Source organism: Pseudomonas sp. SWI7 (assembly GCF_006351945.1).
GTDB lineage: Bacteria > Pseudomonadota > Gammaproteobacteria > Pseudomonadales > Pseudomonadaceae > Aquipseudomonas > Aquipseudomonas fulva.
On record NZ_CP040930.1, the window covers coordinates 2,234,160 to 2,247,671 of the forward strand.

Consider the following 13,512-nt stretch of genomic DNA (forward strand, 5'->3'; position numbering starts at 1 on the left):
CAAGGGCACAGGCGTCGGCGCATCACCGCAACTGCAGCTTCCAGGCGCGATGGATGCGGTTGTTGCGGGCGAAGTCCGGGTCAAGCGTCTGGGCGGTGATCTCTTCCACGGCGTAACGAGCAGACAGGTGCTCGTCGAGCTGGAACTTGCGGAAGTTGTTGGAGAAATACAGCACACCACCCGGGGCCAGCCGCGCCATCGCCAAGTCCAGCAACTGAACGTGGTCGCGCTGAACGTCGAACACACCTTCCATGCGCTTGGAGTTGGAGAACGTGGGCGGATCGATGAAGATCAGGTCGTAGCTTTCACGCTCGGCCTCCAACCACGTCATGACATCCCCTTGTTCCAGACGATTGCGCTCTGAAAAGCCGTTGAGCGCCAGGTTGCGCCGCGCCCAGTCCAGGTAGGTTTTCGACAGGTCGACGCTGGTGGTGCTGCGCGCCCCGCCCTTGGCTGCATGCACGGTAGCCGTCGCGGTATAGCAGAACAGGTTCAGGAAGCGCTTGCCGGCCGCCTCACGCTGAATGCGTAAGCGCATCGGCCGATGGTCCAGGAACAGGCCGGTATCGAGGTAGTCGGTCAGGTTGACCAGCAGCTTGACCCCCGCTTCCGACACTTCCTGAAAGCGACCTTCCGTGGCCTGGCGCTCGTACTGGCGGGTTCCGCTTTGACGCTCCCGGCGCTTGAGCACCACGCGTTGTGGCGAAATACCAAGGGCCTGGGGGATCGCCGCCAGCGCGTCGAGCAGGCGCGCTTGTGCCTTGTCGGGATCGATCGAACGCGGCGCGGCGTATTCCTGCACGTGCACCCAGTCCTGATACATGTCTACAGCCAGGGCATACTCGGGCATATCCGCATCGTACAGTCGATAGCAGCTGACCTGTTCGCGGCGAGCCCACTTGCCCAGCTGCCGAAGGTTTTTCTGCAGGCGGTTGGCGAACATCTGCGCACCCTCGGACAGGCGAGCAGGCTGGCTGGCCACCTGCGCTGGCTGGTGGGCTTGCAGGGCTTCAGCCGGTTCGGTACGGCGCTCGCCGGTCACGAACTGGTCCGGCTGGACCTTGAACAGCAACAACTTGCAGGGCAGTGCACCGTTCCAGAATGCGTACTGCTTGTGGCTGCGCAGGCCCATGCGCTTGCCCAGTTGCGCAGCGCCCGTAAAGACGGCGGCTTCCCAACCCATGCATGCCTGACGCAGGCGTTCGCCAAGGTTCTGGTAAAGGTAAAGCAGGCTGGCTTCGTCACCCAGACGCTCCCCGTAGGGTGGGTTGCTGATGACCAAGCCTTTCTGGTTCTGGTCCGGGCGCGGCTCGAATGTACTCACTTCGCCCTGATAGATCTTCACCCAATCGCTCAGGCCTGCGCGTTCGACGTTGTTACGCCCTGGTTGTATCAAGCGAGGATCGGCTTCATAGCCGCGGATCCACAACGCAGGCTTGGCCAGGCCAGCTTCAGCCCGCGCCTGCGCCTGATCATGCACCTTGCGCCAGAGCGCAGGCACATGGCCCAGCCACGCCGTGAAGCCCCAACGCTCACGCTTGAGGTTGGGGGCGATGTCCGCGGCGATCATTGCCGCCTCGACCAGGAATGTGCCGACACCACACATGGGGTCGGCCAGTGCGCCGCCCTGGGCAGCGATGCGTGGCCAGCCGGAACGAATCAACACGGCGGCAGCGAGGTTTTCCTTGAGCGGTGCTGCACCTTGCTGCAGGCGATAACCACGCTGATGAAGGCTGTGACCGGAGAGGTCCAGCGACAGGATCGCCTCACCCCGGTCAAGGCGCAGGTGCACGCGCACATCCGGGTCGATCTTCTCCACCGACGGGCGTAGGCCTTCACGGTTGCGCAGTTTGTCGACAATGGCGTCCTTGACCTTGAGAGCGCCGAAATGAGTATTGTCGATCCCTGACCCATGACCGCTGAACTCAACGGCCAGGGTGCCATCAGCGGCCAAGTGGTCAGCCCACTCCACGGCATTGACACCGTCATACAGGTCGTCGGCGTTTTTCATGGAAAACCGCTTGAGCACCAGCAATACGCGGTTTGCCAACCTGGACCACAGGCACAGACGGTAGGCTGTCTCCATGTCGGCAGCCCCGCGAATAGCCGAGGTGTGTTCACGCACCTCATCCAGGCCAAGGCTGCGGGCCTCTTCTGCAAGCAGGCTTTCAAGGCCTTTGGGACAAGTGAGGTAGAGTTCGAAACGGTCCGACATGAGTTATCCAGCACAGTAGGGCTATTAGACTGGCGCTGCGACGCATCGCGACGCCCTGTTTACCTGCACCCTTTTCCGACAGGTGTGCAAGTGGCCACGCTCCCCTTACGCAAGAGCGATGACCGGGCCGCCCGACTTACCCATCCATGCCTGACGGCACAAACAGCTTAGATCATCGAGCAGTACATACATTCTCGCGATACCGGGGCCTAGGTGACCCTTCGTCGCATTTCGAGGTATTTCAAATGCCTCACAGAGGCGATGGCAAAATGGCGTCAAACTTCGGCTAACCCCCGATCCTGCGGGGCTGCGGCGGGAATAAGGATGAGTCGCATTTATTTACTTATCCCCTGACCCTTGGAAAGGTTACGTGCTTATGACAAATCGATCATTCCCACCGTCACCTGCATTGGTTAGAACTGAGCACAGGCCGCATCGCAACGAAGCGGCACTTCAGGCTCGCGACGCCGGCAGCGAGCCCATACCGGCAGAACGATTCTGCCCGGCCTCCATGAGGCCGACGGGACATTACAGTCAACAAGTGAGGGCAACACCCTATGAGAAGACTTAAGCGTGATCCGTTGGAAAGAGCATTTTCACGTGGCTACCAATATGGAGTCACCGGCAAATCCCGGGAGCTTTGCCCCTTTACCCTGCCATCTGTTCGTCAAGCCTGGATCAACGGCTGGCGGGAGGGCCGTGGTGACAACTGGGACGGTATGACTGGCACCGCCGGTATCCACAGGCTCAACGAAAATCACGCCGTAGGCTGATAGAGGACATTCACGCGATTTACCAGGCACGCCCCACCAGGGCGGCGGGCTGAGGCCCAAGGGCCCCTTCATGGGGCCCTTTTTTTGCGGGCAAGCTTACCGCTTGGGCATGGCGGCGATGGCGTCCACGGCTTCTCGAATGAGCGCCGGCCCTTTATAGATGAAGCCCGAGTAGATCTGCACCAGGCTCGCACCGGCGGCGATCTTCTCGGCCGCATGTTTTCCTTCCGTGATGCCCCCTGCGGCAATGATTGGCAGCTTGCCGCCCATCTCACCGGCCAACACTTGAACGATACGTGTGCTCTTCTGGCGTACGGGGGCACCTGAGAGCCCGCCTGCTTCACCGCCATACGGCAGGGCCTCCACGCCTTCGCGCCCGAGCGTGGTATTGGTCGCGATGACCGCGTCCATGCCTGACTCGACAAGCGCAGCGGCCACCAGCGCCGTTTCTTCATCGCTCATGTCAGGGGCAATCTTGATGGCCAAGGGCACATGCCGGCCATGACGGGCGCTCAGCTGTGCCCGACGTTCCGCCAAGGCATCGAGCAATTGCTTGAGCGAATCCCCGAACTGCAGGCTGCGCAGCCCCGGGGTGTTGGGTGAGCTGACATTGACAGTGACGTAGCTGGCCGCGCTGTAGACCTTGTCCAGGCAGATCAGGTAATCGTCCACCGCGCGCTCGACTGGCGTGTCGAAGTTCTTGCCAATATTGATACCCAGCACGCCCTTGTAACGGGCAGCGCGTACACGGCCCAGCAGATGATCAACCCCAAGGTTATTGAAACCCATGCGGTTGATGATGGCAGTTGCCTCTGGCAAGCGGAACAGTCGAGGTTTGGGGTTGCCAGGTTGCGGGCGAGGCGTGACAGTGCCGATCTCGACGAAACCGAAGCCCAGCTGGGCGAAGCCGTCGATGGCCGTACCGTTCTTGTCCAAGCCAGCCGCCAGACCTACCGGGTTGGCGAAATCCAGGCCCATGACCTTGACAGGCAATGAGGCCGGGCGCTTGCACAGCTTGCCGTTCAAGCCAAGCCGGCCGCCGGCACCGATCAGGTCCAGCGATAGATCATGAGAAGTTTCCGGTGACAGTTTGAACAGCAGCTGGCGGGCCAGGGTATACATGGGCAGGCAAGACTCGGGGTGAGTGAGGGGGCGATTATAGCTATCACCAACGGCACAGGACAGCCCGATGTTGGCCTGCAGGTTTTCTGCGGAGGGCTGCCTGGGCAGATGAACGTACAGACAAATGTCTAGCAGGCAAGCACTGCCTTGGCTGGGCCTTACACCAGTGCTTGCCTGCTAGACATCACATGCTGTCATGCAGGCAAAGAAAAACCCGGCCGAGGCCGGGTTTTTCATGAAGCTTCAAACCAATTACTTGGCCTGGGCTTCTACCTGAGCTTCAACGCGACGGTTGATAGCACGGCCTTCTTCGGTGGCGTTGTCGGCAACCGGACGGGTTTCGCCGTAGCCAACCGAGTCAACACGGCTGGATTCTACGCCGTACTGCTGGGTCAGGACCTGCTTGACAGCGTTGGCACGACGCTCGGACAGCTTCTGGTTGTAAGCGTCTGGACCTACGGAGTCAGTGTGACCTTCAACCACGGTGGTGGTCTGTGGGTACTGCTTCATGAAGTCAGCCAGGTTCTTGATGTCGCCGTAGCTGTTAGGCTTGACGACCGACTTGTCGAAGTCGAACTTGACGTCCAGCTCAACGCGAACGACTTCGGCAACAGCCGGGCAGCCGTCGGCGTCAACAGTGACGTTGGCCGGGGTGTCTGGGCACTTGTCGACGTTGTCGCAAACGCCGTCGTTGTCGGAGTCGGAGCAGACTTCAGCAACTGGAGCAGGTGCAGGAGCAGCCTGGTTCTTCGGGCTACCGCCGAAGTTCAGACCAACACCAACGCTTGGAGCCCACTCGGTGTCGCCCTGGTCGATGTTGTACTGAGCTTCTACGCCGGCACGGGCGTAGAACATGTCAGTGATGTACCACTTGGCGCCAGCGCCAACGTTGGCGAAGGTGGAGTGGTTACGACCACCACGGCCGGTCTGGCCGATCGACTGGTGCGAGAAACCAGCGGAAACGTACGGACGGATGGCGTCGTACGGGTTGTTGAAGTGGTAAACGGCGTCCAGGGCGGTGTTGGAGCCCTTGATGTTCTTGCCGTCGTCGCCACGAGCGTTGTGGACTTCGTCGTAGCCCAGACGCAGTTCAACGTCGTCGGTCAGGAAGTAACCGATGGAGCCGCCGAACAGGTTACCGTCGTTTTTGAAGTCGCGCTGGCTGTCGAAGAATTCTTTCTTGTAGAAGATTTCAGTTTCGACGGCGCCTTGGCCTTGTGCCATAGCGCCAATCGAGGTGGCGGCTACGAGCGAACCAATGGCCAAGCCCAAGGTGTTTTTCAGTTTCATCCGTTAAATCCCCATCTGGTGATAGTTAAGCAGTCCCACCAAAACCGGGGGGACAACTCGTCGGCGAGTCTAGCAGAACTCGCCGGTTCGTTAGAGATATTTGCTGGTCGTTAAGTTTCATCCAGACCGGCAAATTTCTCCCGAAGCTTGTCAAGCGCACGCTTGTATCGCATTTTCGTCGCGCTGAGCCCCATGTGCATGATATCCGCGATCTCCTGGAACTCCAGCTCGGCGACGAATCGCAGCACCAGGATTTCCCGATCGATCGGGTTCACATGGACCAGCCACTTGTCCAGCCCGCCCTTTTCTTCGGCCTTTGGGGCCTTGTCCTCGGACGCCTCTTCAACAGGGTCCAGGCTCAAGGCATCCATCAACCTGCGCTTGCGGCGCTCCTTGCGGTACTGGGTGATGCATTCATTGTAGGTGATGCTGTAAAGCCAGGTCTTGAATTTGGATTTTCCCTCGAAATTCTTGAGACCATAGAGCACTTTCAACATGACTTCCTGACAGACATCATCCGCGTCCCGGTCGTTCCCCAAATAACGTGCACATACGTTGAACAGGGTTCGCTGATAGCGACGCATGAGCTCCTCATACGCGCGGGTGACGTGATACAGCTCCTCATGCGAGCGCGCCACCAACTCTTCGTCGGTGAGTTCGCGGGGGTCGTAGCGCATGGGCGGCGTGGGGACTTTATTCAAAACGAATCTGGCCGACAGTCAGGTCAATGTCGCCGCAAACGCCCAGGAGGGTCGGTTTTTGCGGCGGCATACATTAACAGCTTTGTGCGGTCAGCGGCTATTGACCCGCTGCTCGAGCAATTCTCGGTTGGACAGGGAGACCAGCTCGTCATCGTCGGTGAGGATCACCGTCTTGACCGTGCCGATTTCCTCGATATGCCCTTCTACCTCGCCAATGCGCACCTGCTGGCCCACCTGGAACAGCTCGCGGACGTAGATGCCCGCCAGGATCTGACCCGCGATCTCGCGGCTACCCAGGCCCATGGCCAGCGCAACGGCCAGACCAACGGTAATCAGGCCGATAACGATCACATGGTTGAGCAGGTCGGTCTTGACCTCCAGCTGGCTGATAGCCACTGAGATGCTGATGATGATGACAAGGCCCTGAACGATGCGTCCAAGCCCCGCGGCGTACTCAAGCCCCACGCCTTCGGCAGCGCCGCGCACCAGGCCGTTGGCCACCTGCGCCAGGAGCACGCCCGCGAGCAATATCAACGCTGCACCGAACACCTTGGGCAGGTACAAGGCCAGCATGTCGAGCGTGGCCGAGACGCGCTCCAGGCCCAGCGACTCGGCGGCCGATACGAGGAAGATCAGCAGCACGAACCAGTAGACGATCTTGCCGATCAGGGTAGAAATCGGTACCTGAATGCCAACCCGGCCCAGCATCTTGGTCAGACCCGTACCGGCCATCAGGCGATCAAGGCCAAGCTTGGCCAGCAGTTTGGAGAGCAAGGTATCGAGCAGCTTGGCTACCACAAAGCCCAGCAGCACCACCACCAACGCGCCGAACAAGTTGGGGATGAAGTTCGCCACCTTGGTCCATAGGGCGGTCATGGCGGTGACCAGGCTCTGGGTCCAGAGATCGAGTTCCATATTCAGTCGGCCTTATCAGCTTTGCTGCCAGCGGCAGCGTTGCGGGAAGAATGTCTGCGCACCGGCGCGACGTGCGCCGAGCCATTGTTGATGGCGATCATCAGCGCCTGGCTCCAACGGCCAAGCAAGCTGAACAGATCACCGGCGCCAACCTGACGGTTGGCGGTCTTGAGCACGCGACCCAGGCAGGCGGCATCATCCTGGTCATGGCGGTCATTGCCGGACGGGGATGCCTTGAGCAGGTCACGCAGGGATTGTTCGAACGGATCGTGCATGGGCACCTCGCGTAGTATCAGCAAGAGACGAGACGGCCTGGCGACGGGTCACACCTTGTGTCGACCAGGCTGCTGGCGCGCTGGCGGCTATACCCACTGCAAGCGCCGGAACAACCACCATTGCCCTGCTGCCAGCCCCAGCACCACCAGGCACGCTATGAGAAACCCGTAAGGGTTCTGCGCCCCAGGAATGCCACCCACGTTGATGCCCAACAGCCCGGTGATGAAGCTCATTGGCAGAAAGATGCAGGTGATGATGCCAAACCGGTACATGGTGCGGTTCATCCGTTCGCTGCGGCGGCGGTCTTCGCTCTCAAGCACCAATGCCGCACGTTCGCGGGTCAGTTCGAGCTCTTCGAGATAGCGGATCAGGCTGTTGTTCAGCTCGTTCCAGTAATCGGCATCGACCTCGGCAAACCAGCTCCACTTGCTGCGTGAAAGATGTGCATAGATGTCGCGCTGCGGGGCCAGGAAACGTCGCAGCCCAGCCGCGCGGCGGCGGATCTGCTGCAAGCTGCCCTGATCAGGCAGGTGTCGCTCGTCAACCTCTACCTTTTCTTCTTCGAGGTCGACCAATTCGGACAGATCGCTGACCAAACCCTGGACTTTCTCGGTCAGCAGTTCGCCCATCAGCAACAGCAACTCGGAAGCTGTCTTCGGCCCCCTGCCCTGCTCCAGTTGCAGCAGGACTTCGTCGCTGGCCCGGAGCGGGCGCAAGCGCAGCGAAATCACGCGCTGGGCCTGGGCGAAGATTCGCACCGAAACCATGTCCTCAGGCTCGGCACCAGGGTTGAGGTTGACCCCACGCAGAAACAGCAACAATTGCTCGTCGGCCATCGGCAGCAAGCGCGGCCGAGTGTTCTCTTCCAGCAACAGCTCGCAGGCGAATTCACTAAGGCCACTCTCGCTCAGCAGCCATGACCGGGTTTGGGGGTGGCTGCGGTCCCAGTGCAACCAGAGGCTTTGCTCAGGTTGCAGTTGCAAATCGGCCAGCTCGGTTCGGGCGATGGCGCGTGCCCCGCCCTTGCCATCGAGCACCAGGGCATGCACCAGCCCCCACTGCGCGTTGTCTTCCTCGAACATCAAAGCTCCATCAGCGCCAGCGGCGCGTCACTCCGGCATCTGCAACGGGCTTGGCGAGACCAGTACGCCGTTGTTGTCGGCGTACACGTATTCACCGGGCCTGAAGGTCACGCCCGCGAAACTCACCACGACGTTGAGGTCGCCAATGCCACGCTTGTCGGTTTTGAGCGGGTGGCTGGCCAGCGCCTGCACACCCACGTTGGTCTGGATCAGTGCGTCGACGTCGCGCACGCAGCCGTAGATCACCAGGCCTTCCCAGCCGTTTTTCGCCGCTTTTTCGGCAAGCATGTCGCCCAACAGGGCGCGACGCAGCGAGCCGCCGCCGTCGACCACCAACACCTTGCCCCGGCCATCGAGTTCGACCTGCTCACGCACGAGCGAGTTGTCCTCGAAGCACTTGATGGTGACGATCTGGCCACCGAACGAATCGCGGCCACCAAAGTTGCTGAACATCGGCTCCAGCACCTGCACGAGGTCCGGATAGGCGTCACACAGGTCGGGCGTTACGTAATGCTGCATGGCAAGCTCCTGTCAGTCACAACGAAAGCGATTGAGGGCCAAGGCTACACCTTGGAGCACACCGCAGTCACCCGAGACCGCACGGTCAGCGCCTTTCATAGCGCGGGCACGAGCGCCAAGGCCTCGATGGACGCATGCACCGGCAACCTGGGCTCACGCAGCCAGCGTTCTACCAGCGGCCATACCTGCACGTGGGCAGCCTGGCTGGCCAGCATGTCCGCATGGCCAAAGGCACCGAAGCCCGCCGCAGGCCCAAGGCAGAGGAACTGCTTGTGCGCGCCACCGAGTTGCTCGAACAACGTGCGGCAGGCCCACGGCGGGCTCTGCTGGTCGGCCGTGGCTGCGACGGCCAGGGTCGGCACGTCGACTTGAGCAAGGCCTGCCCACCAGTCGCCCTGCTTGTCGCCAAAACGCCCGAACAATCCGTGCCAGCGCATGTGTTCCAAGGCAAGGCCGACGGGTTCATCCTCTGGCCCGCGCCCAAAGCGCGAGCCAGACAAATGCCCCCAGCGGCGCAGCAGCCAGCGCATGCCCCACACCACCGGAGGCACTTTCAACGGCCAGTAGCTGCGGCTTACCTGGGAACCGAATAGCGCCACACCCGACACATGCTGCGCAGCCAACGCGCCGCTCCCCAGGGCGACCGCCAAGGTAGTGCCGCCCAACGAATGCCCAATCCACAGGGGCGCCCTGCCCGCTTTCTCATGCACGAAGGCACCGATGGCCGGTACGTCGTCGCGCGCGTAGGCGGCCACCGTGTTCTGTGCCCAATCCCGATTGCGCGGCGACAGCCCGTGACCACGCATCTCGGGGATCCATACATCGAAGCCGGCCCGGGCCAGGTAGGCCCCAAGGCCACCGCCCTTGGGTGAATACCAGAAACGCCGATTGGAAAAGCTGCCATGCAGCAAGATGACCGGAATACCCTGGGCGGTGTTCTGGTCAGCCAAGCCCAGCCGGGTCACGGCCAGCTCCACGCTGGGATCGGGACCCAAGCCGGCCTTGATGCGATAGACGTCTTCACTGAGGTCGCCGCGACGCTCGGCACTGAGCAAGGCGACGGGAAATAATGTACTGCTGCTTTGCATAGGTCGGTTGCTTGTCGCACAAAAAAGGGCGAAATCCATCGCTGGAACTCGCCCTGGAAAAAACCAGGCGAGGGACGCCAGACGCCCCTCGCGTTTTTCGGTATCAGGTCGCGCTTTGGCCTTCGGCCAGGTAGAACCAGGTTTCGAGCACCGAGTCCGGGTTCAGCGATACGCTGTCGATGCCCTGCTCCATCAGCCATTTGGCCAGGTCTGGGTGATCCGAAGGGCCCTGACCGCAAATGCCGATGTACTTGCCGGCCTTGTTGCACGCCGCGATGGCGTTGGCCAGCAGCTTCTTGACCGCGGGATTTCGCTCATCGAACAGGTGGGCAATGATGCCCGAATCACGGTCCAGACCCAACGTCAGCTGGGTCAGGTCGTTCGATCCGATGGAGAAACCGTCGAAGTATTCGAGGAACTCGTCGGCCAGGATGGCGTTGGACGGCAGTTCGCACATCATGATGACGCGCAGGCCGTTGTCGCCACGGGCCAGGCCGTTTTCCGCCAGCAGGTCGACCACTTGGCTGGCCTCACCGAGGGTACGCACGAACGGCACCATGATCTCGACGTTGGTCAGGCCCATTTCGTTGCGCACGCGCTTGAGTGCGCGGCACTCGAGTTCGAAGCAATCGCGGAACGCCTCGCTGATGTAGCGCGAGGCTCCACGGAAGCCCAGCATCGGGTTTTCTTCTTCGGGCTCGTACAGCTTGCCGCCGATCAGGTTGGCGTACTCGTTGGACTTGAAGTCCGACAGGCGAACGATCACTTTCTTGGGATAAAACGCCGCTGCCAGGGTGCTGATGCCTTCGACCAGCTTCTCCACATAGAAACCGACCGGGTCGTCATAACCGGCGATGCGCTTGTCGACGCTGTCCTTCAGGTCAGCCGGCAGGCCGGCGTAGTTGAGCAATGCCTTGGGGTGCACGCCGATCATGCGGTTGATGATGAACTCCAGGCGGGCCAGGCCTACACCGGCGTTGGGCAGCTGGGCGAAGTCGAAGGCGCGGTCCGGGTTGCCGACGTTCATCATGATCTTGAACGGCAGCTCGGGCATGGCGTCCACCGAGTTCTGCTTGATGTCGAAGCCCAGTTCACCCTCGAAGATGAAGCCGGTATCGCCTTCGGCGCAGGAGACGGTCACGCCCTGCCCATCTTTGAGAATCTGGGTAGCGTTGCCGCAACCGACGACCGCCGGAATACCCAGTTCACGGGCAATGATGGCCGCATGGCAGGTACGCCCGCCACGGTTGGTGACGATGGCACTGGCACGCTTCATGACCGGTTCCCAGTCCGGGTCGGTCATGTCGGAGACCAGCACGTCGCCTGGCTGGACCTTGTCCATCTCGGACACGTCGTTGATCACGCGGACCTTGCCGGCGCCGATGCGCTGGCCGATGGCGCGGCCTTCGACTAGCACGGTGCCTTTTTCCTTGAGCAGGTAACGCTCCATGACGTTGGCGCTGGCGCGACTCTTCACGGTCTCGGGGCGGGCCTGGACGATGTACAACCGGCCATCGTCACCGTCCTTGGCCCACTCGATGTCCATCGGGCGCTGATAATGCTGCTCGATGATCATCGCCTGCTTGGCCAGCTCGTTGACTTCGTCGTCGCTCAGGCAGAAGCGGGCACGCTCGGCGCGATCGACTTCGACCGTCTTGACCGAACGACCGGCCTTGGCTTCTTCGCCATAGACCATCTTGATCGCCTTGCTGCCCAGGTTGCGGCGCAGGATGGCCGGACGGCCAGCCTGCAGGGTGTGCTTGTGTACGTAGAATTCGTCAGGGTTGACCGCGCCCTGGACCACGGTTTCACCCAGGCCGTAGGCACCGGTGATGAACACGACGTCACGGAATCCCGACTCGGTGTCCAGCGTGAACATCACGCCGGCGGTGCCGGTTTCGGAACGGACCATGCGCTGCACGCCAGCCGAGAGTGCGACCAGCTTGTGGTCGAAGCCCTGGTGCACACGGTAGGAGATGGCACGGTCATTGAACAGCGAGGCGAACACTTCCTTCGCAGCACGGATCACGTTGTCTACGCCGCGGATGTTGAGGAAGGTTTCCTGCTGGCCGGCGAACGAGGCGTCTGGCAGGTCTTCGGCGGTGGCCGAGGAGCGCACGGCCACGGCCATGTTGTCGTTGCCATTGGCCATTTCGGCGAAGGCGGTACGGATCTCGGCATCCAGACGCGCCGGGAATTCGGCTTCCATCACCCACTGGCGAATCTGCGCGCCGGTCTTGGCCAGGGCGTTGACATCGTCCACGTCCAGGGCATCGAGCGCCGCATGGATGCGGTCGTTGAGCCCACTTTGCTCGAGGAAATCACGGTACGCCTGAGCCGTAGTGGCAAAGCCGCCCGGCACGGACACGCCGGCACCGGCAAGATTGCTGATCATCTCGCCCAGGGATGCGTTCTTGCCCCCCACATGCTCCACATCATGGACGCCGAGCTTTTCGAGGGAAACTACGTACTCTACCAAGGTGATCTCTCCACTAGCTGTATTGGAAAAGCTCAACGGCGCCCGCCTGTCTTCTTGACTGGGCCGGACGCATGTGGCCTGTACCTGGAAAATAAGTGAGAATGCCGACAGCCGCATTCGGCAAAGCGAACTTATCATAATCAAGAAACGTCATCATCACTAAGGCCCCGATCGCAAATGAAACGAACCGCGTTCTTCATCTCCGACGGCACCGGCATCACTGCCGAGACCCTGGGCCAGAGCCTGCTCGCGCAGTTCGAGAGCATTCCTTTCAGCAAATTCACCCGGCCCTACATCGACTCCCCCGAAAAAGCGCGCAACATGGTTCAGCAGATCAATGCGGCGGCCGAGCGCGACGGCATGCGGCCGATCATCTTCGACACCATCGTCAACCAGGACATCCGCGAGATCCTCGCCACCTCCAACGGGTTCATGATCGACATCTTCTCCTCGTTCCTGTCCCCGCTGGAGCAGGAGTTGACCGCCCATTCCTCGTATTCGGTGGGCAAATCCCACTCCATTGGTGGCAATTCCAACTACATGGAGCGCATCGAGGCGGTGAACTTCGCCCTGGACAACGATGACGGCGCTCGCACCCATTACTACGACAAGGCCGACCTGATCCTGGTGGGTGTGTCCCGTTGCGGCAAAACCCCGACGTGCCTGTACATGGCCATGCAGTTCGGCATCCGCGCGGCCAACTACCCGCTGACCGAAGACGACATGGAGCGCCTGCAACTGCCGGCGGTGCTGAAAAAGCACCACAGCAAGCTGTTCGGCCTGACCATCGACCCCGACCGGCTGACCGCCATTCGCCACGAGCGCAAGCCCAATAGCCGTTACTCGAGCTTCGCCCAGTGCGAATTCGAGGTGCGAGAAGTCGAGAGCCTGTTCCGCCGCGAGAACATTCCCAACATCAATTCCACGCATTTTTCGGTGGAAGAAATATCGGCCAAGATCCTGGTGGAGAAGGGTGTGGAGCGGCGGTTCAAGTAAGGCAGTGGCGGGCTTGGTCTGGTGATGTCGTAGGGTTTGAGCGCAGACATCGTGAG

12 protein-coding genes are annotated in these 13,512 nt (G+C 61.0%); 2 read left to right on the forward strand and 10 right to left on the reverse strand.

Translation table 11 applies throughout. The annotated features are described in order from the left end of the window. Positions 1-22: 22 nt before the first annotated feature. Positions 23-2,215 (reverse strand): bifunctional 23S rRNA (guanine(2069)-N(7))-methyltransferase RlmK/23S rRNA (guanine(2445)-N(2))-methyltransferase RlmL, encoded by a 2,193-nt coding sequence (gene rlmKL / locus FH041_RS10265; RefSeq protein WP_027916546.1) that lies wholly within the window; start codon positions 2,213-2,215, stop codon positions 23-25. Positions 2,216-2,772: 557 nt separating this feature from the next. Between rlmKL and rmf the strand changes: the two genes are divergently transcribed. Continuing rightward, positions 2,773-2,988, forward strand: a complete 216-nt coding sequence (gene rmf / locus FH041_RS10270) for a ribosome modulation factor (RefSeq protein WP_023533691.1) — start codon at positions 2,773-2,775, stop codon at positions 2,986-2,988. A 96-nt stretch (positions 2,989-3,084) separates the two neighbouring features. Here rmf and FH041_RS10275 read toward each other — a convergent pair whose 3' ends face one another. The 9 genes from FH041_RS10275 to ppsA form a co-directional block, all read right to left on the reverse strand. Beyond that, positions 3,085-4,110, reverse strand: coding sequence for a quinone-dependent dihydroorotate dehydrogenase (locus tag FH041_RS10275; protein WP_027916545.1), 1,026 nt, complete (start codon positions 4,108-4,110; stop codon positions 3,085-3,087). Between the two features lie 252 nt (positions 4,111-4,362). Then, positions 4,363-5,400 carry an OmpA family protein gene (locus FH041_RS10280; protein WP_023533705.1) on the reverse strand — a complete coding sequence of 346 codons (1,038 nt, stop codon included), beginning with the start codon at positions 5,398-5,400 and terminating at the stop codon, positions 4,363-4,365. A gap of 110 nt (positions 5,401-5,510) precedes the next feature. Next, complete coding sequence (gene sigX / locus FH041_RS10285) at positions 5,511-6,077, reverse strand: RNA polymerase sigma factor SigX (protein ID WP_023533721.1); 567 nt, start codon at positions 6,075-6,077, stop codon at positions 5,511-5,513. A 114-nt stretch (positions 6,078-6,191) separates the two neighbouring features. Continuing rightward, positions 6,192-7,016: a mechanosensitive ion channel domain-containing protein gene (locus FH041_RS10290; RefSeq protein ID WP_027916543.1), complete on the reverse strand. Its 825-nt coding sequence runs from the start codon at positions 7,014-7,016 to the stop codon at positions 6,192-6,194. Between the two features lie 2 nt (positions 7,017-7,018). Further along, a complete protein-coding gene (locus FH041_RS10295; RefSeq protein ID WP_023533663.1) occupies positions 7,019-7,291 on the reverse strand; it encodes a hypothetical protein in 273 nt (90 codons plus the stop codon). A gap of 87 nt (positions 7,292-7,378) precedes the next feature. After that, positions 7,379-8,374 (reverse strand): zinc transporter ZntB, encoded by a 996-nt coding sequence (locus FH041_RS10300; protein ID WP_140174546.1) that lies wholly within the window; start codon positions 8,372-8,374, stop codon positions 7,379-7,381. Between the two features lie 27 nt (positions 8,375-8,401). Next, positions 8,402-8,893: a ribonuclease E activity regulator RraA gene (rraA, locus tag FH041_RS10305; RefSeq protein ID WP_023533704.1), complete on the reverse strand. Its 492-nt coding sequence runs from the start codon at positions 8,891-8,893 to the stop codon at positions 8,402-8,404. 95 nt (positions 8,894-8,988) lie between these two features. Further along, a complete protein-coding gene (locus tag FH041_RS10310; RefSeq protein ID WP_257225427.1) occupies positions 8,989-9,981 on the reverse strand; it encodes a lysophospholipase in 993 nt (330 codons plus the stop codon). 103 nt (positions 9,982-10,084) lie between these two features. Next, positions 10,085-12,460: a phosphoenolpyruvate synthase gene (gene ppsA, locus FH041_RS10315; RefSeq protein WP_140174550.1), complete on the reverse strand. Its 2,376-nt coding sequence runs from the start codon at positions 12,458-12,460 to the stop codon at positions 10,085-10,087. 177 nt (positions 12,461-12,637) lie between these two features. Between ppsA and FH041_RS10320 the strand changes: the two genes are divergently transcribed. After that, complete coding sequence (locus FH041_RS10320; protein WP_027916539.1) at positions 12,638-13,456, forward strand: pyruvate, water dikinase regulatory protein; 819 nt, start codon at positions 12,638-12,640, stop codon at positions 13,454-13,456. Positions 13,457-13,512 lie beyond the last annotated feature (56 nt).